The sequence below is a fragment of the Sphingomonas sp. CCH21-G11 genome (assembly GCF_001555965.1).
Lineage (GTDB): Bacteria > Pseudomonadota > Alphaproteobacteria > Sphingomonadales > Sphingomonadaceae > Sphingomonas.
Window position 1 is genome coordinate 197,254 of record NZ_LSHX01000010.1, and the last position, 20,327, is coordinate 217,580.

General features: G+C 67.9%; 19 protein-coding genes. 4 read left to right on the forward strand and 15 right to left on the reverse strand.

Translation table 11 applies throughout. From position 1 onward, the window contains the following. Positions 1-14: 14 nt before the first annotated feature. Positions 15-1,235, forward strand: coding sequence for a 5-aminolevulinate synthase (hemA, locus tag AX676_RS02475; RefSeq protein ID WP_066482741.1), 1,221 nt, complete (start codon positions 15-17; stop codon positions 1,233-1,235). A 346-nt stretch (positions 1,236-1,581) separates the two neighbouring features. Here the strand turns inward: hemA and AX676_RS02480 are convergent, their stop codons facing one another. From AX676_RS02480 to AX676_RS02530, 11 genes are all read right to left on the reverse strand, one after another. Further along, entirely contained in the window at positions 1,582-2,850 is a 1,269-nt protein-coding gene (locus AX676_RS02480) for a DUF3422 family protein (protein ID WP_066482743.1), read from the reverse strand. 50 nt (positions 2,851-2,900) lie between these two features. Continuing rightward, entirely contained in the window at positions 2,901-4,046 is a 1,146-nt protein-coding gene (gene pufC / locus AX676_RS02485; RefSeq protein WP_231726145.1) for a photosynthetic reaction center cytochrome PufC, read from the reverse strand. An 8-nt stretch (positions 4,047-4,054) separates the two neighbouring features. After that, positions 4,055-5,029 (reverse strand): photosynthetic reaction center subunit M, encoded by a 975-nt coding sequence (gene pufM, locus AX676_RS02490; RefSeq protein WP_066482748.1) that lies wholly within the window; start codon positions 5,027-5,029, stop codon positions 4,055-4,057. Positions 5,030-5,043: 14 nt separating this feature from the next. Beyond that, positions 5,044-5,868, reverse strand: a complete 825-nt coding sequence (pufL, locus tag AX676_RS02495; RefSeq protein ID WP_066482749.1) for a photosynthetic reaction center subunit L — start codon at positions 5,866-5,868, stop codon at positions 5,044-5,046. Positions 5,869-6,029: 161 nt separating this feature from the next. Then, positions 6,030-6,209, reverse strand: coding sequence for a light-harvesting antenna LH1, alpha subunit (gene pufA, locus AX676_RS02500; protein ID WP_066482750.1), 180 nt, complete (start codon positions 6,207-6,209; stop codon positions 6,030-6,032). Between the two features lie 16 nt (positions 6,210-6,225). After that, complete coding sequence (gene pufB, locus AX676_RS02505) at positions 6,226-6,459, reverse strand: light-harvesting antenna LH1, beta subunit (RefSeq protein ID WP_066482752.1); 234 nt, start codon at positions 6,457-6,459, stop codon at positions 6,226-6,228. 136 nt (positions 6,460-6,595) lie between these two features. Continuing rightward, complete coding sequence (gene bchZ / locus AX676_RS02510; protein ID WP_066482754.1) at positions 6,596-8,041, reverse strand: chlorophyllide a reductase subunit Z; 1,446 nt, start codon at positions 8,039-8,041, stop codon at positions 6,596-6,598. Further along, positions 8,038-9,552 (reverse strand): chlorophyllide a reductase subunit Y, encoded by a 1,515-nt coding sequence (gene bchY, locus AX676_RS02515; RefSeq protein WP_066482755.1) that lies wholly within the window; start codon positions 9,550-9,552, stop codon positions 8,038-8,040. Before bchY ends, bchZ begins: the two co-directional genes overlap by 4 nt. A gap of 5 nt (positions 9,553-9,557) precedes the next feature. Then, positions 9,558-10,541 carry a chlorophyllide a reductase iron protein subunit X gene (locus tag AX676_RS02520; RefSeq protein WP_066482756.1) on the reverse strand — a complete coding sequence of 328 codons (984 nt, stop codon included), beginning with the start codon at positions 10,539-10,541 and terminating at the stop codon, positions 9,558-9,560. Continuing rightward, positions 10,538-11,464, reverse strand: a complete 927-nt coding sequence (gene bchC / locus AX676_RS02525) for a chlorophyll synthesis pathway protein BchC (protein ID WP_066482758.1) — start codon at positions 11,462-11,464, stop codon at positions 10,538-10,540. The genes AX676_RS02520 and bchC overlap by 4 nt, the downstream gene beginning before the upstream one ends. Before the next feature lie 99 nt (positions 11,465-11,563). After that, complete coding sequence (locus tag AX676_RS02530) at positions 11,564-12,664, reverse strand: methyltransferase (protein ID WP_066482760.1); 1,101 nt, start codon at positions 12,662-12,664, stop codon at positions 11,564-11,566. Positions 12,665-12,842: 178 nt separating this feature from the next. Between AX676_RS02530 and crtD the strand changes: the two genes are divergently transcribed. Next, positions 12,843-14,405, forward strand: coding sequence for a 1-hydroxycarotenoid 3,4-desaturase CrtD (crtD, locus tag AX676_RS02535; RefSeq protein ID WP_066482762.1), 1,563 nt, complete (start codon positions 12,843-12,845; stop codon positions 14,403-14,405). Continuing rightward, positions 14,306-15,238, forward strand: coding sequence for a hydratase (locus tag AX676_RS02540; protein WP_231726144.1), 933 nt, complete (start codon positions 14,306-14,308; stop codon positions 15,236-15,238). Before crtD ends, AX676_RS02540 begins: the two co-directional genes overlap by 100 nt. 227 nt (positions 15,239-15,465) lie before the next feature. Here AX676_RS02540 and AX676_RS17620 read toward each other — a convergent pair whose 3' ends face one another. The 4 genes from AX676_RS17620 to AX676_RS02555 are packed head-to-tail and all read right to left on the reverse strand — an operon-like array spanning position 15,466 to position 19,370. Next, positions 15,466-15,615, reverse strand: coding sequence for a hypothetical protein (locus tag AX676_RS17620; RefSeq protein ID WP_156437840.1), 150 nt, complete (start codon positions 15,613-15,615; stop codon positions 15,466-15,468). A gap of 55 nt (positions 15,616-15,670) precedes the next feature. Continuing rightward, a complete protein-coding gene (bchO, locus tag AX676_RS02545) occupies positions 15,671-16,558 on the reverse strand; it encodes an alpha/beta fold hydrolase BchO (protein WP_066482764.1) in 888 nt (295 codons plus the stop codon). Continuing rightward, positions 16,555-18,405: a magnesium chelatase subunit D gene (locus AX676_RS02550; RefSeq protein WP_066482766.1), complete on the reverse strand. Its 1,851-nt coding sequence runs from the start codon at positions 18,403-18,405 to the stop codon at positions 16,555-16,557. Before AX676_RS02550 ends, bchO begins: the two co-directional genes overlap by 4 nt. Beyond that, positions 18,402-19,370, reverse strand: coding sequence for an ATP-binding protein (locus AX676_RS02555; protein ID WP_066482767.1), 969 nt, complete (start codon positions 19,368-19,370; stop codon positions 18,402-18,404). Before AX676_RS02555 ends, AX676_RS02550 begins: the two co-directional genes overlap by 4 nt. Positions 19,371-19,434: 64 nt before the next feature. On the opposite strand from AX676_RS02555, the gene AX676_RS02560 reads away from it, so the two are divergent. Further along, positions 19,435-19,920 carry a TspO/MBR family protein gene (locus AX676_RS02560; protein ID WP_231726075.1) on the forward strand — a complete coding sequence of 162 codons (486 nt, stop codon included), beginning with the start codon at positions 19,435-19,437 and terminating at the stop codon, positions 19,918-19,920. The last annotated feature ends 407 nt before the right edge of the window (positions 19,921-20,327 follow it).

Sequence of the window (20,327 nt, forward strand, 5' to 3'; positions counted from 1 at the left end):
GTGGGGAGGCACGCATGAACTACGAGGCATTCTTCCAGGGCGAGCTCGATGTGCTGCGCGAAGACGGGCGCTATCGCATCTTCGCCGAGCTGGAGCGAAAGGCCGGCAACTTCCCCCACGCGCACCGACATGTCGACGGCGACATCAGCGACGTGACGGTGTGGTGCTCGAACGACTATCTGGGCATGGGCCAGCACCCCGACGTGCTGAGCGCCATGCACGAGACGATCGACAGATGCGGCGCCGGCGCCGGCGGCACGCGCAACATTTCGGGCACGACGCATGCCCATGTCGTGCTCGAGCGCGAGCTCGCTGACCTGCACGGCAAGGAAGCGGCGCTGCTGTTTACCTCGGGCTATGTCTCCAACTGGGCCGCGCTCGGCACCCTGGCGGCGCGGCTGCCGAACTGCGTCGTGCTGTCGGACGCGCTCAACCATGCCTCGATGATCGAGGGCATTCGCCACAGCCGCGCCGAACGCCAGGTGTTCCGCCATAACGATCCCGAGGATCTGAACCGCCGCCTGGCCGCGATCGAGCCCGGCCGGCCCAAGCTGGTCGCATTCGAAAGCGTGTATTCGATGGACGGCGACATCGCGCCGATCGCCGAAATTCTGGACGTGTGCGAAGCGCATGACGCGATGAGCTATATCGACGAAGTGCACGCCGTCGGCCTTTATGGTCCGCGCGGCGGCGGCATCGCCGAACGCGAAGGGCTGATGGACCGGATCACCGTGATCGAAGGCACGCTGGGCAAGGCGTTCGGGGTGATGGGCGGCTATATCGCGGCGTCGCACGCATTGTGCGACTTCGTGCGCAGCTTTGCCTCGGGCTTCATCTTCTCGACCGCACTGCCACCGGGCCTGGCCGCCGGGGCAACCGCCAGCATCCGCCATCTCAAGGCCAGCTCCGCCGAGCGCGAGGCGCATCAGGAGCGCGTCGCCTATGTCCGCCGCCGCCTGTCTGCGCTGGGCATCCCGACGATCGACAATCCCAGCCACATCATTCCGGTGATGGTCGGCGATGCCAAGAAGTGCAAGATGATCAGCGACTGGCTGCTCGAGCATCACGGCATCTATGTCCAGCCGATCAACTACCCGACCGTGCCCGTCGGCACCGAACGGCTACGCCTCACCCCGTCGCCGGTCCACAGCGACGGCGACGTCGACAAGCTGGTTCGCGCGCTGAGCGAGATCTGGTCACACTGCGAACTGGCACGCCGCGAAATGGCGGCCTGAACGCGGGCGCGGTCGCGCGAGCCCTCGAAAAGGGGTTCGCGTAAAGGCGCGCTCGAAAAGGATTCGCGCGAAGGCGCGAAGGCGCGAAGTTTTGGTTCACGCAGAGGCGCAGAGGGCGCGGAGAATATGTGCGTCGCCCCCGGCGAAGGCCGGGGCCTTTGGGGGATCGAGCGCCAGACCGAACCGCTTGGGCCGAGTGCATAAATGGCGGCCCCGGCCTCCGCCGGGGCGACGACGACAGGCTCCGCGTCCTCCGCGTCTCTGCGTGAAAAACTCTGCCTTTACGTCGCGTCTTCGCGCCTTCGCGCGACTCATTTCGACCGACGCATTGCGCGCTGCCGCCGAGTTACTCCGCCAGATGCGCCCGCAACCGCCGCGCCGACCACCATACGAACAGCATGACGATCGGGACCAGCCCCGCCATCACTAGCGGCTTCGTCTTCTCGCCCGTCAGCGGATAGATGACATAGGCGAGCAGCGCGATCAGGTAATAGCTGATCGCCACCACCGACAGCCCCTCGACCGCCTGCTGCAGGCGCAGCTGCAACCGGGTGCGCTGGTCCATCGACGCGAGCAGGTCGCGATTCTGCTTGGCGAGCGCAATGTCGATGCGCGTGCGCAGCAGCGAGCTGGTCCACGCCGCGCGCTGCTGCAGATCCTCGAGCCGCCGCACGAAACTCTCGCACGTTCGCACCGCCGGCGTCAGCCGCCGCTCGGTGAAGTCCGCCAGCGTCTGGTAGCCGCGCACCGCCCCGACATGCAGGCTGCGCAGCCGCTCCAGGCTCAGCTCCGCATAGGCGCGCGTCGCCGACATGCGATAGCGCGTCGACGCCACGATCCGCGCCAGCTCGGCCGACACGAAAGTCAGCTCGTCGAGCAGCCCGTCGTCGCTTGATGCGCGCTCCGACACTTCGTGGGTCAGCACCGACAGGCGCTGTTCGAGCGCCGATACCTCGGTCGTCAGCTTCTGCGCGATCGGCAGGCCGAGGAGCGCCATGTTGCGATAGTTGCCGAGTTCCTGGAGCCGCACCACCATCTGCGCGGCCTCGTCGCCCTCAAGCGACAGGTCGGCAACGAGCAGACGGCCATAGCCGTCAGGATGCAGCATGAAATCGGACATGATCCGCGCCTTGCCGTCGGCGACGGTGCATACGGTCAACGCGCTCGGCTCAAACCACTGCGCCAGCATGTCCCGATCGGGTAGCGGCGTGTCCCTGGCGGCTATCGCGATCTGGGTCGCGCGGATGACCTGACCCGGCATTTCCGCAATGATTGCTGCGGCCTCTTCGCCAAAGGCCGTGGTCTCGAACGGATGGTCGAATGCGCCTTCGCGCACCAGCGTGATGCTCGCGAACTCGGTATGCCCCTCCCACACCAGCGTTACGCCATCGCCGATCGGCAATACTTCATAGCGCGACCCGTCGAGCACGCGGTGGCCATGGCGCCGGGCGATCGCCGCGACATAGGCGCGGCTGGGGCGCGAGCTATGCTCGCCGAGCAGCGCGACGACCTGGACGAGCCGGCAGGGCGAGGTGAAGCGGGGCAGCCGCCGCACGTGCATCTCGGCCGAAAGGCTGGCGCGAAGCGGGTGACTGCGCGCGGTCAGATTGTCCATCGCGCCCCTCCGCTGCCCCCGACCGCCGGCCGGGGGGTATCCTGCGTTTCTTATTCAGTCGCGGCAGGCGCCTCGGCCGGAGCCGCGTCAGCGGGTGCTTCCGCCACGGCCGAGTCAGTGGCCGGTTCCGTGGGTGGCGCCGCCGGGGCGGCCTCCGCCATCGGCGTCGAGCCCGCCACATAGCCCTTGTAACGTTCGAGCAGCGCCGGGGTGACGCGCAGCGTCGGCGCGCTTGGCAGCATGCTCACCCCGCCAAGCGGCTTGTTGACCCCCTGGTGACAGGTCAGGCAGTTGACCTTGAGCGAGTCGCCGTTCGGCCCCTTGCGATTGGCGGGCATGATCGGTGCCAGCGGATTGAGATGCTGGTTGTTGATCTCGCGCACCATGCGGATGCCGTACCAGGCGAGCGCGCGTTGCGGCCGGCTGTTGCTCCACGACTGGAACGAGTCGGTATTGTGGCAGAAGGTGCAGTTGACCCCCAGCGCGGTCGAGAGATGCATCATGATCGCATAGCTCGCCTCGGCCTGCTTGACCGATTTGCCCACGGCCACCGGATAGATGCCGGTGTTGTTGACGCGCGAGTTCTGGTCGCCCTGGAGATACATCGAATAGGGGTCATAGGGCAGCGAGGCATAGCCTACCTGCGCCGCCGGCGTGTTCTGCCCGCGCTTGTTGCCACGGATGCCGCCCGACGGATTGTCGCCGCTCGCCCAGACATATGCCGGGATCGCGTTGCCGCGATGGCAGGTGTAACAGGTGACGCCGGTTTCCTTCACATGGCTTTGCCAGTTGGTGTTGATCGACCGCGTCATCACCAGCATCTGCCGTGCGACGTTCTTGGTATATTTCTCGTCCGACGCCAGATTCTCGGGGTTGTGACAGTAATTGCACCCCTGTTCTGGCGGCGCGACCCACTGGGTGATCTGCGCCATCAGATGGTTGAAGCGTTCGGCCGACAAGTCGCCGAGCACCTGGACATTCTGATAGGTTTCGGCTGCCGACGGGCCCTCGTCCGCGGGCAGCGGATAGGGATCGTCGGGAATGACCGCCGCGGGCTTGACGTTGTTCACGTCCACCACCTGCGCCATGCCCGTGCCGCGATAGCCGGTCTGCGTGATCTTCTTCGGCCCCAGGTCGCAGGCCCCGAGCGCGAGGCTCAGGCCCGCACCGGCCGCCAGGGTGGCATAAAGCCTCATGCTGCTGCTCATTGCGGTGCTCCAGGCAACGTGGCGGGATCAACCACGCCGGTCGGGGGATATTCGGCGGCATAGCCGCGCTCGATCGCCCACAGGTACCAGTTGTCGACGACGGTACCGGTCAACAGGATGCCCAGGCCTCCGGTCAGCGTGGTCAGCACCGCGAACCACCATGCCCAGCGGTGGATCGATTCCATCGTGGCGTTGAAGCCCATGGTCCAGCGCCAGAACAGCGCGCCGCGCTCGGCAGCGGTGCCGCGATCGATGATCTGCTCGATCTCGCGTTCGGCGCCGTACCGGCCGGTCGCCAGGATCGTCGCGCCGTGCATCGCGAACAGCAGCGTCGAACCATAGAGGAAGGCGATCGAAAGCGCATGGAACGGGTTATAGAACAGGTTGCCGTACCGGATCGAGAACGCAGCCGTCCAGTCGAGGTGCGGAAAGATGCCGAACGGCACCGCTTCCGACCAGCTTCCCATCAGCAACGGCCGGATGAAGCCGAGGACGAGGAAGAGGAAGATCGCCGACAGGAAGGCCCAGGCGACGTGAGTGCCCATGCCGAGCGCGCGCGCCCGGATATAGGTGCGTGCCCACCACAACAGGACGCTTGAGGTCAGGAAGAAACCGGCGATCAGCCACCAGCCGCCTTCGGCCAGCGGGACGAACGGGCTGACGCCATATTCGGGCCCGGGCGGCTCGAGCGCCAGCCAGAACAGCTGGCGGACGAACTGGATCGGATCCCAGTTGACCGACGCCCACATGTTGAGGCCGATGATCTCAAATGCGAGGAAGCCGCAGATGAGCGAGGCGATGCCGAGCCGGCCGAGGTAGATCGGGCCGATCTGGGCGTTGCCGAACTTGCCCATCCAGTAATTGTAGCTGGGCATGCCGGTGCGGGTGAAGGTCGCGTCGGTCATCGGCGGGCCGAATTCCGGCGGCGCGCGCAGCTGAACTTGCGTGAAGAGGTTTTGGTAGCGTGCCATGATCGTTATCCCTCTCAAGCCCAGATCGGCAGGTTGAGCCACCAGGTCCACCATTCGGGCCAGCCACGGGTCCACAGCGGTCCTGAGATGATGATGCACACCGCGCTCCAGAAGCCCGCCGAAAGCGCCAGGAACAGGCCGACGCGGTGGATGCCGAGCGTGCCGACCGAATAGCCGATCGTGTCGCGGAAGAACGCGTCCTCATATTCGGGCGATTTCACCTCGCCGCCCTTGGGCACGTTGACCGCCGACAGGACGAGCGCGCCGTGCAGCGACAGCGCGAGCGTGGTGGTGAAGAAGAAGCTCACCGCCAGCATGTGCGCGGGGTTATAGTGGAAGTGCAGATACTGGTAGCCGGTGTTCGACACCCAGTCGAGGTGGCTGAAAATCCCGTATGGAAAGCCGTGGCCCCACGCACCCATCAGCACCGGGCGGATCACCACCAGGCTGATATAGGCGAAGATCGCGACGCCAAAGGCGATCGGCACGTGATAGCCCATGCCGAGCTTGCGGCAGATTTCGACCTCTCGCAGCGCCCAGGAGACAAAGGCGCCGATCGCGCAGATCGTGATGACCTGCCAGAAGCCGCCCTCGCGCAGCGGCGCCAGCGCCAGGCCATAGCTGAGATCCGGCGGCGCGATCGAGATCAGCCAAGGGTTCCAGGTCGGACCCAGCGAGGCCGCGTAAAAGATCAGCAAGGTGCCCAGCAGCGAACAGATCGCGCCGGTGACGCCGAAAAATCCGACATAAAAGGGTCCGACCCAGAAGTCGAACAAGTCACCGCCGATCAGGGTGCCTCCCCTGACCCGGTATTTTCGCTCGAAGCTCAGCAGTGCCATGACCCAATCCTCCGCGCTCGGGCCCCCCTGGGCCGGCGTCGATGTCGGTTGCAGTTTTCGTCGTCCAGGTGAGGCGAGGCTGGTCGCGCCAGCCCCGCCCGCCCTGTTTCGTCCCCGCGCCCGATGCTGTCCGGATGGCGCGGGGGCGTATTTCCCCGATGCTAGGGAGTGACCGCCGCCGGAGCTTCGGCAACGGCCGGCGTCGCCGGACCGCCGTCAAGCCAGTTGAACCGGTCCGTGCTGAGCAGGATGAAGTGAATCAGCAGGGCCAGCACGAACAGGAAGACCGCGAGCGCAACAAGCGTGCGCCGGGGGTCGAATATCAGCCACATTCTCCACATGATGTGGTCCTCCTTCTTATGCCAGGAAGGCGGTGATCGTGGCTTGCGCCACGGCAACGCCGTCAGAAATCATCGCGTAGCCGTTGGGGCCGGGAATCCACGGCCGCCAGCTCCACACCAGGAAGTGCGCGATGATGGCGATAACCGTGAAGCCGATGAAGCTGCTGATGAACAGCTTGTGGAACTCCTTGGCTTCTTCTGGGGTCAGGTAGGTTCCTGGCCCCATCCTTTCGTCTCTGTGGTCGCTCATGTCGTTCGTCTCCAAATATTCGGACGAGGAGGGGAGCCCGGAACGTGCTCCCAGTCATCACGGCGGATGCTGTCCCGCCGCGATTGGTGGACCGCCAGCACCCGGTCGGGCGCGGGGCGGAAAAGGCTGCGCGCGCTCATGCGACGCGGCTTTCGGTCAGCGCCTGTGACAGCAGCTGTTCGGTGACGACGGACTGGCCGGCGCGGCGCGCCGCGCGTTCGGCGGCGTCGCGGATGCGCTTGGCGGCGGAAATGCGGACCAGCACCGGCTCGCGCTCGACCGCCGCGTCCAGACCGGCCTTGGCCGCATCATCCCAGCCGATTTCGGCAAGGTTGCGCGCCGGCGTCGCATCGACCTGGTCGAGCTGGCCCGCGAGCGGCAGGATGTGGAACAGCGCATCGAACAGCGCATTGCACACTTCCTGGATCAGATAGGTCGCGCCCGCATAGCCCATGAAGGGCGTGCCGGTGTGGCGGCGGATCACCGCGCCCGGAAAGCTGGCCGGCACATAGACGCCGCGCCCGCCCGCCTCGGCCATGTACATGCGTTCGTTGAAGCTGCCGAACAGGACCAGCGGGGGGTTGGTCGCAATCGCCTGTTTGACCGACTGATTGTCGGTCTTGACGCCCGCCGTCCGCCCATAGGCGAAGGTGCAGGGCAGCCCCATGTCCTCCTCCAGGAACTTGCGGATGCCGCGGGCATAGGTTTCGGTCGCGACGATCCCGAAGCTCGCGGTGCCGAAGAAATCCTGGGTGACCGAGCGCCACAGGTCCCACAGCGGCTTGATCGTCGTGTGCTTCTCGCGCTCGATGAACGGCTCGGGATCGAGCCCGGTCAGCTCGCCCAGCTTGCGCAGGAACAGGGTCGTGGATTCAAGCCCGATCGGCGCCTGCAGATAGGGCCGCTCCAGCGTCTCGCAGAGGTTGCGGCCGAACTCGCGATACATGCAGACATTGACCTCGGCATCGCCGAGCTTGCGGATGTCGGCCAGGTGGCTGCCCAGCGGAAAGACCAGGTTGATCTCCGCCCCGATGCCCTCGACCAGCCGGCGGATCTCCGCCAGATCGCTCGGCATGTTGAAGGTGCCGTACATCGGCCCGATCAGGTTGACCTTGGGCTTAGCGCCGTCCTTGCGCGGGCGCAGGGCGGGCACCTTTTTGGGCCCGAACTGGGTCCACAGCCAGGTCAGCGCGCGATCGGCGGCTTGCCACTGGTCCTCGTCGATGGTGCGCGGCAGGAACCGGACGACGTTGGTCCCCTCCGGCGTGACCCCGCCGCCGATCATCTCGGCGATCGACCCGGTGACGACGACGGCGGGCAGATCGGGGTCCAGCGTCTTCCACGCCCGGCGCATTGCGCCTTCGGTGCCGTCGCGGCCCAGTTCCTGTTCGGACAGGCCGGTGACGACGATCGGCAACTCGTGCGGCGGCAGCGCGTCGGTATAGTGGAGCACCGAGGTGACGGGCAGGTTCTCGCAGCCCACCGGCCCGTCGATGATGACCTGAAGCCCCTTGATCGCGGTAAAGGCGTAGACCGCGCCCCAATAGCCGCCCGCACGGTCGTGATCGATGATGTAGGTCATACGCCCACCGCCTCGACCGCCTTCGCGGCCGCGATCCGGCGGGCGGCGTATTTCGCCTTGAAATCCGAATGATCCGCCGGGGTGGTTTCCCATACCCCCGCGGCATCGCCGGCGCCCACACCCTCGAAGAACGCAGTCATCCGGTCGAAGCGCGCCTGGTTGCCCAGCGCCGCATTGACCACGGTCGCCAGGCTGCCCGCACCCGCCGGACCCATCAGCGGCCGCGCCGAGATGAGGTTGGTGAAATAGAGCGAGGGGATCGAGCTTGACTTCGCGTGCTGCACCACTGGCGTCGTGCCGATCGCAAGGTCGGGGCGATGTTCCTCGACCGCCGCGATGTCCTGCTCCAGGCTCGCGCGATACTGGATGCGCACGCCCCGGGCTTCCAGCCACTCGCGATCGGGGTCCGACCAGCGGGTGCGCGGGCAGGCGGTGCCGACATAGGGCACGTCCGCGCCGCTTTCGATCAGCAGGCGCGCGACCAGCAGTTCCGAACCTTCATAGCCCGACACCGTGATCCGCCCCTTGATCGGACGCGCGGCGAGCGCGGCCTGGATCGCGGGCAGGAAGCGGTTCTTGGCCGCGTCGACCTTGTCCTGTGCAATGCCACAGGCTGCACCGATCGCGTCGAGCCAGGCGGCGGTGCCGTCGACGCCCACCGGCGCCGACCCGACGACGCTGCGTCCCGCCGCTTCGAACTCGCGCACGCTGGCGGTGTAGAAGGGATGGATCGCCGCCACCGCCGCGCAGTCGAGCGCGGCATAGAGCTCGCGCCATTCGCGGGTCGGGACGACCGGGCCGGCCGCAAGGCCCAGGGGTTCCAGCATCAAGCCGATACCCGGTGGGTCGGCGGGGAACATCTCACCCAGGAGAGTCACCGTCGGCCGGTCCGATCGTTCGCGGGGCGCGGCAACCGGGCCGGCCTCGGCCTCGGTCCGCGCATAATTCAGCATGGCGCCGGCCAGGACGTCCTTGGCCTCGGCATGGGTCGGCACGCCGAATCCCGGCACGTCGATGCCGATGATCCGCACGCCGTTGATCTGGTCGGGCAACAGCTGCAGCGGCACGCCGCTCGCGGTCGGCACGCACAAATTGGTGACGACGATGGTGTCGTAGAGCGCCGGGTCGGCAAGGTTCTCGACGGCTTCCTTGATGTCCTCGAACAGCTTGCCGGTGACGAGCGTCTCCGAGCTGAACGGGACATAGCCGACGCTGCGTCGCGCGCCATAGAAATGGCTGGTGAAGGTCAGGCCGTAGACGCAGCAGGCCGAGCCGGAGAGCACGGTCGCGGTCCGCCGCATGCGCAGGCCGACGCGCAGGCTGCCGAATGCCGGGCACATCGATTGCGGCTGGTCATGCGGGCCCTGTGGATAATCCTGTGCATAACGGGTGAGCACGTCCGACTTGCCCGCCTGCACCGCCGCCGCGCGCAGCGTGTCACCGCTGGCACAGCCCCCCTCGACCGCGATGCGATCCGGAGTGCGCGAGGCGTTGGATGCGGGGGCGGTCATGCCGGTCAAACCGCGTCGTACACGACTTCGAGGCTGGGCTTGGTGACGAACGGTTTGCCGCGCATGTCCGCCTGGGTGGCGGGGCGCAGCGTCACGTTGCCGCCGGTATCCTCGGGCTTGAACAGGCCGAGCAGCCCGTCCTGGTCCAGCGGCCGCGGCTGGACCGGCGGCGCTTCGGCGACGTTCTTCGCCAGGTCCGCGAACAGCGAGCCCCATTCGCTCTCGGGCGTGCCGATGATCTGGTAATTGGCCGACTTGCGGCGGATGTCCTCATTGGCGGGGATCGCGCAGAGCGTCGGGATGCCGATCGCCTGGGCAAAGGCCTGCGCCTCGCCGGTGCCGTCATCCTTGTTGATGATCATGCCGGCGACGCCGACATTGCCGCCCATCTTGCGGAAATACTCGACCGCCTTGCAGACATTGTTGGCGACGTAGAGCGACTGGAGGTCGTTCGACGCGACGACGATCACCTTCTGGCACATGTCCCGCGCGATCGGCAGGCCGAAGCCGCCGCAGACCACGTCGCCCAGGAAGTCGAGCAGGACATAGTCGAAGCCCCATTCGTGGAAGCCCAGCTTTTCCAGCGTCTCGAACCCGTGGATGATCCCGCGTCCGCCGCAGCCGCGCCCGACTTCCGGCCCGCCCAGTTCCATCGCGAACACGCCGTCACGCTGGAAACAGACATCCTCGATGCCGATTTCCTCGCCCGCCAGCTTCTTCGCCGAAGAGGTTTCGATGATCGTCGGGGTCGACTTTCCGCCGAACAACAGGCTGGTCGTATCGCTCTTCGGATCACAGCCGATCAGCAGCACGCGCTTGCCCTGCTGCGCCATCATGTAGGAGAGATTGGCCAGCGCGAAGGACTTGCCCGACCCGCCCTTGCCATAGATCGCGATGATCTGGGTTTCCTTGGTCACCGGACCGCTGGGAACGGGATCGGGCTCGTGCGACGCTTCCTCGCGCAGCTGGCCCGGATCGAGCATGCTCATTGGGTTCTCCAGTCGAGCACCATCTTGCGGCACTCAGGGTCGGTAAAGGCTGCGGGATAGGCCTGGTCGGCCTGCGTCGCGGGGCGGATGTGGCTGATCAGCCCGTCGAGCTCGAGCAGCCCGCAATCGATCAAGCGGGTCACCGCGGCGATGTCGGCGGGCGTGAACTCGGCGGAGATGCGCAGCCGCGCTTCGCGCATGAAGGCGGGCGGAAAGGCGAAGCTCAGGCGATCGTAGAAGCCGGCAAGGACGATCTCGCCCCCCTTGGCCAGCCGCCCGATCAGGCCGTCGAGCCCGGCGCCGTCGCCGCTGGCATCGATGATCGCGCGATAGTCGCGGCGCGCGTCGGCATCGGGGTGGATGACGTCATAATCCAGCGCGTCACGCCGGTCGGCGCGGGTTTCCCACACGGTCGGCTTGTCGGCACCACAGGCGATCGCGATCCGCGCGGTCAGCGCGCCGAGCACGCCGTGCCCGACGATCAGCTCGGGCGTGCTGCCCGCCGCGATGGCATGATAAGCGGTCGCCGCGAGCGCGATCAGCACGCCATCGCTGCCCAGCGATTCGGCGACGGGCATCGCCCGCGCAGAAGGCAGGATGACGGTGGAGGCACTGCCGCCGAAAAGGCCGCGGGCCCGGCTGTAACAGGTCGCACCCGGCACGAAGACCCATTCGCCGATCCGCGCGCGCACATCAGCCCCGGCGTCGACGACGCGGCCGACCGATTCATATCCCGGGACCAGCGGATAGCCCATCCCCGGAAAGGTCGGCATCCGACCGGTCCACAACAGCTTCTCGGTGCCCGAGCTGACGCCGCTATAGGCGATTTCGACCCGGACGTCGCCGCGGCCCATCGGGTCGAGGTCAAGGGGGCGTACTGACAGGCGCTCCGGCGCCTCCAATATCACTGCAAGCGCTTTCATGGCGCTCTCCCCAATTATAGGAACCCCCAGTGGGTTTCCCGATAAGTGTCAGTCTAGCTGGACAGTAATGATTGTCAATCTGACTTTACGCTTGGATCGTTACCGCGAAGCAATGATCATAGAAGCTGTGACCGGCATTGCGGTTTGAATGCGCCGTATTTGCGTGAAACCACTTGCGGCCAGCATCGCCTTGATTTCGCGTGCCGGGCGTGGACGGCCGGATCCCATGGCCAGGAGATACCAGCCGAAATAGGCGTCCCCCATGGCGCGGGCCGATGGCGTATCGGCCATCGGTTCGGCGATGACCACCCGTCCCCCGGCGGGCAGTGCTGCATGAACATTGCGCAGCAATTGCTGTGCAGGTTCATCGTCGTGATCGTGCAGGATGCGGACCAGCGTGATGCAGTCGGCACCTTGCGGCAGGGGATCGGCAAGGAAGCTGCCGCGATGGAGTCGCACCCGATCCGCCACACCTGCCGACGCCAGCCGCGCCGCCGCGCGGTCGACGACCGACGGCAGGTCGAACAGCGCGAGTTCCGGCCCGTCGACTCGCGCAGCCAGCCGGGCCAGGAACGCGCCCTCGCCGCCCCCCACATCCATCACCCGCCGATGGCGGCCGAATCGATAGGCGTCGATCACCTGATCGGCGACCATGGGTTGCGACGCCGCCATCAGCGCGGAATATTCGGCGACCTCCTGTGCGCTGCCGGTGCCCGTGGCGCGCGCATAACGCCAATATTCCGACAATTCGCCCGCGCCGCCGCGTCGCAGCAGCGCCAGCGGATCAGCCAGGTCGGCATAAAGATGGTGATGGTGGCGCACCATCTCCGCAATCCCGGCATTGCCGCGCAGCGCCGCGCCCGCCTGGCCTAGCGTCCAGCGTCCGTCATTCAGGCGCTCGGTCAGGTCGATCGCCGCCGCGGCCTTCAACAGTCGTTCGGCGCCTTCGGTCGATAGGTCGGCCTGCCCGGCGAGCGACTCGACGTCGCGGGGCGCTTCGGCCAGCCGGTCGAGCCAGCCGGTTTCAATGACCGCCGCCAGCGTCTGCGAATAGGTGAAGCCAGCGACCAGGTCGAACAGCGCGCGCGCTTTGGCCCGCGCCACCGGGCGGGTGATCGGAAACCGCGCCGCGAACCGCTGAAATCCCGGGCTTGCCAGCATGGCGTTGCGCCACATGATCCAGCGCGTCCGCCACGCCATCGCCGCCCCCCTCACCCGCCGGATCCCGCACGCCGATCAAGGACGGACGCGCGGAATGGACAAACCATATGTCCAACGGTTTTGACACATGTTAGCATCGGGTCAATCGCGATCGCATCGCCGGGCGGCTGTCGGCCGCACCTGCGATGCCGCACAGGAGGGACGCGACCGGCACGACATGGCGGATCGGGTGATCATCATTGGCGCAGGCATGGGCGGGCTGGTCGCGGCCGCGCTCTGTGCCGCGCGGGGGGATCATGTCACCGTGGTCGAGGCGCAGGCGGGGCCGGGCGGCAAGCTGCGCGCGATCGATGTGGCGGGCGAAGCCGTCGACGCCGGTCCGACCGTATTCACCTTGCGCGACACCTTTGCCGCGATCTTCGCCGAATGCGGGGCGTCGATCGACGATTACCTGACCGTGCGCCCCGCCGCACTGCTCGCCCGGCACGGCTGGGGCGCGGACGCGCGGCTCGACCTGTTCGCGGATCCGGCCGCCAGCGAAGCGGCGATCGGCGATTTCGCGGGGGCCGGCGAAGCGCGCGGCTATCGCGCCTTTCGGGCCGAGGCCCAGCGCATCTTCGACGCGCTCGAACCGAGCTTCCTTCACGCACCGAAGACCGATCCATTGACGCTGACCTGGCGAATCGCGCGCCATCGCCCGGCCAGCGCGTTCAACCTCAGGCCCTATGAATCGATGTGGAAGGCGCTGGGCGGCTATTTCCGCGATTCACGCCTGCGCCAGTTGTTCGGGCGTTACGCCACCTATTGCGGCTCGTCGCCCTTTGCCTGTCCCGCCACCCTGATGCTGATCGCGCATGTCGAGGCCCGCGGCGTGTGGCTCATCGACGGCGGCATGCATGCGCTTGCCCGCGCCCTCGAATCGCTGGGCCGGTCGCTCGGCGTCACCTATCGCTACGACAGCCCGGTGGCGGCGATCACCGTCGCGCACGGCCGCGCGAGCGGCGTCGGCCTGGCGTCGGGCGAGCATCTCGCCGCGCGCGCCGTCATCTGCAACGCCGATCCCGCCGCGATCGCAGCCGGACGGTTCGGTCCCGCCGCCGCCGGCGCGGTCGCCGCGGTGCCTCCCGCGGCGCGATCGCTGGGCGCATTCGTCTGGCTGGCGCGCGCCACGGCAACCGGATTCCCGCTGGTTCGCCACAATGTCCTGTTTTCCAACGACTATCCGGCCGAGTTTACCGCGCTGGGCCACAACCGGCTGGCGGGCGACCCCACCGTCTATGTCTGCGCACAGGATCGCGACGACATCGGTGCCTGCGCCCGGGATGGCGCGGCCGAACGCTTTCAGATCATCGTCAATGCCCCGCCGCGCGGCGACCGGGGCGGCTTTTCCCCGTCGGAGATCGACCAATGCACGAACGCGATGCGCAATCGGCTGTCGCAAGCCGGGCTTTCGCTCGATTTGCAGCCGGAAGCTACCCGGCTTTTGACCCCGACCGAGTTCGAGCAACTGTGCCCGTCGACGGGTGGAGCCCTTTATGGACGGGCCTCGCACGGGTGGGCGGCATCCTTCCGGCGCCAGGGGAGCCGGACCAGGATCCCTGGGCTCTATTGCGCGGGCGGCAGCACGCACCCGGGCGCGGGCCTGCCGATGGCCGCCCTGTCCGCCAGCCTTGCCGTCGATTGCTGGCGCAAGGACCGCGCTTCGACGTCACGGTCGATGCCCAGGGCTATGCCTGGTGGTACATCGACGCGAACAGCGACGACGGGCAGTACGGGCTGACGATTATCGCCTTTGTCGGCAGCGTCTTCTCCCCTTACTACAAGCTCACCGGGCGCGGCCGGCCCGACAATCACTGCGCGATCAACATCGCGATGAACGGCCCGCGCGCGGGGGCCTGGGCGATGACGGAGCGCGGGGTCGGGCGGGTCGACCGCAGCGCCGACCATTTTCAGGTCGGGCCCAGTGCGATGCGGTGGGACGGCGACTGCCTGACCATCGACATCGACGAATGGTCGGCGCCCCTGCCCTATCGCGTGCGCGGACGCATCCGGCTGTGGCCCGAGATGATCGCGACCACCGCCTTTGCGCTCGATCCCGACGCGCGGCATCGCTGGCACCCGGTCAGCCCGCGCGCGCGCGTCGAGGTGACCATGGACCGTCCCGGCGTCAGCTGGTCCGGCCCCGGCTATTTCGACAGCAATTTCGGCGATGAGCCGCTGGAGGCGGGGTTTCGCGACTGGCACTGGTCGCGCGCGCACCTGAAGCGCGACGTCGCGGTCATCTATGAAGGCGTGCGCCGCGACGGTCGGCCCTTCGACCTGGCGCTGCTGTGCGACGGACAGGGCCGATGGCGCGATGTCGAAGCGCCGCCGAGCCAGCGCCTGCCGCGCACAGGCTGGCTGGTCGACCGGCGCACGCGCAGCGACGGCGGCGACGGCGCCCGCGTGCGGCGCACCTGGATCGACGCGCCATTCTACGCGCGCTCGGGCCTGCACACCCGGCTTTTCGGAGAGGACGCATTCGCGGTGCATGAGAGCCTGTCGCTCACCCGCTTCGCCAACCCGGTCATCCAGACCATGCTGCCTTACCGGATGCCGCGCGCGTTATTCTGACGCCGGTGGTCATAAGCTGGCCGTCACCCCGGACTTGATCCGGAGTCCCGCTATTTCCTGCGGCAGGTCAAGCAGCGAGACCCCGGATCAAGTCCGGGGTGACGGTTGAAACTTGTGACAAGTTTGGCTCGTCAAGCCCCTCCCCTTCAGGGGAGGGGTTGGGGTGGGGCCTGTCCGGCACGCACTCCGCTTCAGGCGAAGGGACAATCCGCCAACCGAAGATCAACTCAGGCGTCTGATTCCGGCGTGGGCGGCTTCGCCTTCCGCTTGTCCCTGGCGATCTCGCGATTGACCGACCAATATTGCCACCCGAGAAACGCGAGCACGACGCCGCCGGTGAAGATCAGCTCGATCAGGCCGTAGAGGTTTGAATGCATAGGCCGGCTCCTATTCCCCTTGTTCCGTTCGTTTCGAGCGCAGTCGAGCAACGGGTCATTCTGTGGCTGACATAGCTACGTCCGCCAGCGCGACGCGGACGCGTTCGACCACCCGCGCCGGCGCTTCCTCATGCGCCAGATGGCCCAGCCCGTCGAGCAGCTCGGTGCGCGTGCCGGTCACCATCGCCGCCACCTCGGCCATCGTGCGCGCCGGGATCGCGGCATCGCGATCGCCGTGGAGCAGGGTCAGCGGCACCGAAAGGGCGGGCAGCCGTGCCGCAAACGCCTCCAGGTCCCATTCGGCCATCATCGCGATCGCTGCGCCGCAATGGCCGGGGTCGCTGAACAGCCGCGTGTACAGCGCAACACCCTCCGCATCGATCGTCGATCCCGTGCTGCGCAGCAAGAACCGCGCAACCTCACCCGGACCCTGCGCGATCCGCGAGAAGATATAGGGCGCGAAGGGGTTGGCGAAGAGCAGCTTGGCCAGCGTTGGAAAGATGCGCGCGGCGAGCCCCGGAAAGGGCAGCAGCGCGGCGTTCAGCCCGATCACCGCGCGCGGGGCGACCCATCCGTCAATCGCCAGCCGCACCCCGATCGCCGCGCCCGCCGAATGGCCGATGACCGCCACAGGCTGAACCTGCAACGCGGTGAGCAGGTCGGCGACCGCGCGCGCCATCGCCGGCATTGCAAGCCCACCCGCCGGCCGCCCGGTCGTGAAGCCGTGGCCGGGCAGATCCATCGCGATGACGGTGAAGTGCTCCGCCAGCAGCGGCATCACCCCGCGCCAGCTGTGCGTGGCCGCGCCTGTGCCGTGGAGCAACAGGACGACCGGGCCCTCGCCCATTGTCTGGACGTGCCAGCGCAGCCGCCCGAGGTTCACGAAACGGCTGGCGTCGCGGTGGGGCCAGTCGCGGCCGTCGCGATCGAAGCGCAGCGTCATGCCTGCACCGCCTTGACCGCGCGGTGCATCTCTCGCGCATCGGCACGCGGCAGCGCCAGATAGCGCGCACGCATGGCAGCCGCGAGCAGCGCCCCCTCCGGCCGGGGGCGTGGCGAGATGTCGACGAACGCGCCCGCCACGCCCGCCTCGGCAATCATCCGCGCCGCCGCCTGCGCCTCTGCCTGCGCGCGCGTACGGTCGCCCAGACCGGCCAGCGTCACGTTAGCGCGGCCGTCGGTCAGCACGACGACAAACGGCGTGCGCCCGCGCGCCTTCGCCGCTTGCGCCAGTTCGAGCGCGGCGTGCAGCCCGGCCGCGATCGGCGTGCCGCCCCCGCCGGGCAGCTCGCCCAGCGCCCGGCGCGCGCGCGCCAGCGACCGGGTCGGTGGCAGCAACAGCTCCGCCCCCTCGCCCCGGAACGCGACCAGCGCGACCTGCGCCCGCTTCACATAGGCTTCGCCCAGCATCAGCTCGACCGCGCCCTTGGCCTCGGCCAGCCGGGCGAGCGCCGCCGATCCCGACGCATCGACCGCAAAGATCGTCGTCGCTTCCGCGCGCGTTTCGAACCGGCGGATGCGCAGGTCGTCCTTGCGGATACGCACGCGCGCATCGTCGCGCCCGCGAAGTCGCTGCCACGGCGCCGCCGCGCGGATCGTATCGATTAGACTGAGACGCAACCCATGACGCGGGATGCCCGCGCGCGTGCCGACCGGCCGTCCGCGCGTCGGGGACCGCCGCCGCTCGCCCGCGCCGCCTGCGCCCGGCTTGCCGCGCGCCTGGTTCCCCTCGGCAATCGCCGCCAGCATGTCGGGGGGCAGCTGGGCCAGCACCGCGTCGAGCACGACATCGTCGAGCTTTTGCGGCTGCTGCGCATCCTGGCTCTCGTCGGCGGGGCGATCGGAAGACTCTGGCGGCGGCGGGGGCGCATCGGGTTCGGCCGGTTCCGCTTCGGGCGTGTCCGGCAGCCGCGTCGCGCGCGGCACCAGCACCAGCCGCACGGCGAGCGCAACGTCATCGTCGCTCACCACAGCTCGACCGTCCAGCCGCGCCAGCGCGCGCGCCGCCCTGAGGGCGAAGATCGGCGCACGGATCGATGCGATGCCCAGCGCCGCGGCGATGCCTGCCAATGCCTCGACCTGCGCGTCGCTTATCGTGACCGCGCCGACCCACCATACAACTGAGTGGCCTGCAGCGCGGCCATTTTCGCTGAGCCCCTCCCCTTCAGGGAAGGGGTTGGGGTGGGGGCTGTCCACTGGGCGTTGCGCTTGTGGCGCGCGTCCACCCCCTGCCCCTCCCCTGCAGGGGAAGGGTGAATGACTGCGAACGCCAACGACGTCGAAGGCAAACGCCAGCCGCTCGGTCAGCGCGGGCGCGACGCGCTCATCGCCCTGCCCCTCGTCCAGCGCAATCGTGACGAAGCGCGCGGGCGTGCGCGACGCCATGCCGTCGCGCTCCAGCACGACGTCGCCGGTATCGATCACCACCGCGATCTGGCTGACCACATTGTCCGCGGCACGTTCGGCCATCGGCAGCACGACCACGCCGCCCGCCGCCTCCGCCAGCAACCCGCGCTGCGCCACCGGCCGGCCGAACGCCAGCGTGCTGCCCAGGTCCAGCCCGCCGATCAGCCGGTCGAGATCGACATTGCCCGGCACCCGGCGCACCGGCGCATCCGCGCCCAGCCCGGCGCGCACCGCCGCGACGATCGCCTCGGCGGTTTCGTGCGACGCCCCGCGCAGCGTCATGCCCCCCAGCATCGGATCGACCGCGCACAATCGCGCGGCGAGCAGCGCATCGGCGATGGGATCAATCTCCGCCACGGGCGACGCGTCGCCCGCAGGGGTCATGCCGCCGCCAGTTCGCCGAGCGCGCGTTCGATGCGCACCGTCGACCCGGTGTCGTCCAGCGGATTGCGGCGCAGCCGGTGCCGGAGCGCCATCGGCGCGACTCGATCGAGGTGGCTCTCGCGCACTTCGTCCGCCCCCTCGATCGCCGCGAACGCCCGCGCCGCGCGCATCAGCGTCAGTTCGCCGCGCAGGCCATCGACGCCGACCGCGCCACAGATCATCGCCGCGCGCGCCAGGATCGCGTCGGGCATCGTCACCGCGCCCAGCCGCTCGCGCCCCTTGGCGATGCGGCGCAGCGTCTTGCGCTCCGCCTTGTCCCAGGCGGCGGTGAAGCCGGCGGGATCGCGCTCGAACGCATCGCAGCGCTTCAAAATCTCGACCCGGTCGGGAATGGCGGTGGGCGTGCGCACCTCGACCGCCAGGCCGAAGCGGTCGAGCAATTGCGGGCGCAGCTCGCCTTCCTCAGGATTGCCGCTGCCGATCAGCACGAAGCGCGCCGGGTGGCGCACGCTCAACCCCTCGCGCTCGACCAGATTCTCGCCCGACGCCGCGACGTCGAGCAGCAGGTCGACGATATGGTCCTCAAGCAGGTTGATCTCGTCGATATAGAGGAACCCGCCATGCGCGCGGGCGAGCAGCCCCGGCTCGAACGCCTTGACCCCCTCACCCAGCGCGCGCTCCAGGTCGAGCGCGCCGACCACGCGGTCCTCGGTCGCGCCCAGCGGCAGGTCGATGAACGGCACCGGCACCTTGCCCTTTTTCGGGCTGCCGTCCTGAAACCCCGCGTCGCTCGCCGGAATCGGCGGCAGCAGCGCGGCCAGCGCGCGCACCGCGGTCGACTTGCCCGTACCGCGGTCGCCAAACACCATCACGCCCCCTATCTTGGGGTCGACCGCGCTCATCAACAGGGCGAACTTCATCTCGTCCTGCCCGACGATCGCGGAAAAAGGGAAAGGCTGGCGCACCCATGCTGTGTAACATGCGTTGGACAGTCGGCAAGATGCCGGGTGTCAATCAGGGCAGACAAACATGAACGGCTTTGAATTGTCGCCACCGTGGGTCGCGGGCGGCATCGCGCTGCTGCTCGGCCTGGCGGGCGGCGGGACGACGATCATCGGCCCGTGGTACAAGAATTTGCGCAAGCCCGAATGGAAGCCGCCCGACTGGCTGTTCGGCCCCGCCTGGACGATCATCCTCGCCTGCGCCGCCACCGCCGCCGTCGTCGCATGGAACGCCGCTCCCGACGCGGCCGCGCGCCGCGACGTGCTGATCCTGTTCGGCGTCAACGGCGCCTTCTTCCTCGCCTGGAGCCCGCTGTTCTTCATGGCGCGGCGGCCCGACTGGGCGCTGATCGAGGTGGTCGGGCTATGGGTCTCGGTCGCGGTGCTCGCGGTCGGCCTGGCCCGTATCACCCCGCTCGCCGGGCTGCTGGTGCTGCCCTATCTGATATGGGTGACGTTCGCGGGCGTGCTCAACCGGGCAATCGTGAGGTTGAATGCGCCGTTTGGGGGGTAGACTAACGCGACCTGCACGAATGGCGCACTTCGTGTAGAAGCCCGCTCCTAACTTCCACAGAAGTCGGGCTTTCCTTCGCCGATGTAGTCGCAGCCGCGTCTGATCTCGTTTCGGATCATGGCACAAGAGTTCTGAGCGTTGCAGGGCGGTCGCGTGGCAGGCGAAACCTGAATGCATTGTTCGACGAGCGTTGCCGCCCTAGTCGCCCCCAAATCCGCAGAGCATTGGCGTGTCGCGGGAGACTGCTTCCTGAGCGATGTCTCCGACTCATCGGCGCAGGCACTAAGTGCCACCGAAATTGCATAAACGAGCCAGATGCGGCGACCCATTTGGTAAACATCGCAGTCGCGGCAAACGAACGCAATGGGTTGCTGTCAGTCAGTCCTATCCCCCGACACCCCCCAATC

Excerpts from the sequence above, each read along its gene's own strand:
- hemA (WP_066482741.1), top strand. The coding sequence starts at position 15 with ATGAACTACGAGGCATTCTTCCAGGGCGAGCTCGATGTGCTGCGCGAA.
- AX676_RS02480 (WP_066482743.1), bottom strand. The coding sequence starts at position 2,850 with ATGGACAATCTGACCGCGCGCAGTCACCCGCTTCGCGCCAGCCTTTCG.
- pufC (WP_231726145.1), bottom strand. The coding sequence starts at position 4,046 with ATGAGGCTTTATGCCACCCTGGCGGCCGGTGCGGGCCTGAGCCTCGCG.
- pufM (WP_066482748.1), bottom strand. The coding sequence starts at position 5,029 with ATGGCACGCTACCAAAACCTCTTCACGCAAGTTCAGCTGCGCGCGCCG.
- pufL (WP_066482749.1), bottom strand. The coding sequence starts at position 5,868 with ATGGCACTGCTGAGCTTCGAGCGAAAATACCGGGTCAGGGGAGGCACC.
- pufA (WP_066482750.1), bottom strand. The coding sequence starts at position 6,209 with ATGTGGAGAATGTGGCTGATATTCGACCCCCGGCGCACGCTTGTTGCG.
- pufB (WP_066482752.1), bottom strand. The coding sequence starts at position 6,459 with ATGAGCGACCACAGAGACGAAAGGATGGGGCCAGGAACCTACCTGACC.
- bchZ (WP_066482754.1), bottom strand. The coding sequence starts at position 8,041 with ATGACCTACATCATCGATCACGACCGTGCGGGCGGCTATTGGGGCGCG.
- bchY (WP_066482755.1), bottom strand. The coding sequence starts at position 9,552 with ATGACCGCCCCCGCATCCAACGCCTCGCGCACTCCGGATCGCATCGCG.
- AX676_RS02520 (WP_066482756.1), bottom strand. The coding sequence starts at position 10,541 with ATGAGCATGCTCGATCCGGGCCAGCTGCGCGAGGAAGCGTCGCACGAG.
- bchC (WP_066482758.1), bottom strand. The coding sequence starts at position 11,464 with ATGAAAGCGCTTGCAGTGATATTGGAGGCGCCGGAGCGCCTGTCAGTA.
- AX676_RS02530 (WP_066482760.1), bottom strand. The coding sequence starts at position 12,664 with ATGGCGTGGCGGACGCGCTGGATCATGTGGCGCAACGCCATGCTGGCA.
- crtD (WP_066482762.1), top strand. The coding sequence starts at position 12,843 with ATGGCGGATCGGGTGATCATCATTGGCGCAGGCATGGGCGGGCTGGTC.
- AX676_RS17620 (WP_156437840.1), bottom strand. The coding sequence starts at position 15,615 with ATGCATTCAAACCTCTACGGCCTGATCGAGCTGATCTTCACCGGCGGC.
- bchO (WP_066482764.1), bottom strand. The coding sequence starts at position 16,558 with ATGACGCTGCGCTTCGATCGCGACGGCCGCGACTGGCCCCACCGCGAC.
- AX676_RS02550 (WP_066482766.1), bottom strand. The coding sequence starts at position 18,405 with ATGACCCCTGCGGGCGACGCGTCGCCCGTGGCGGAGATTGATCCCATC.
- AX676_RS02560 (WP_231726075.1), top strand. The coding sequence starts at position 19,435 with ATGAACGGCTTTGAATTGTCGCCACCGTGGGTCGCGGGCGGCATCGCG.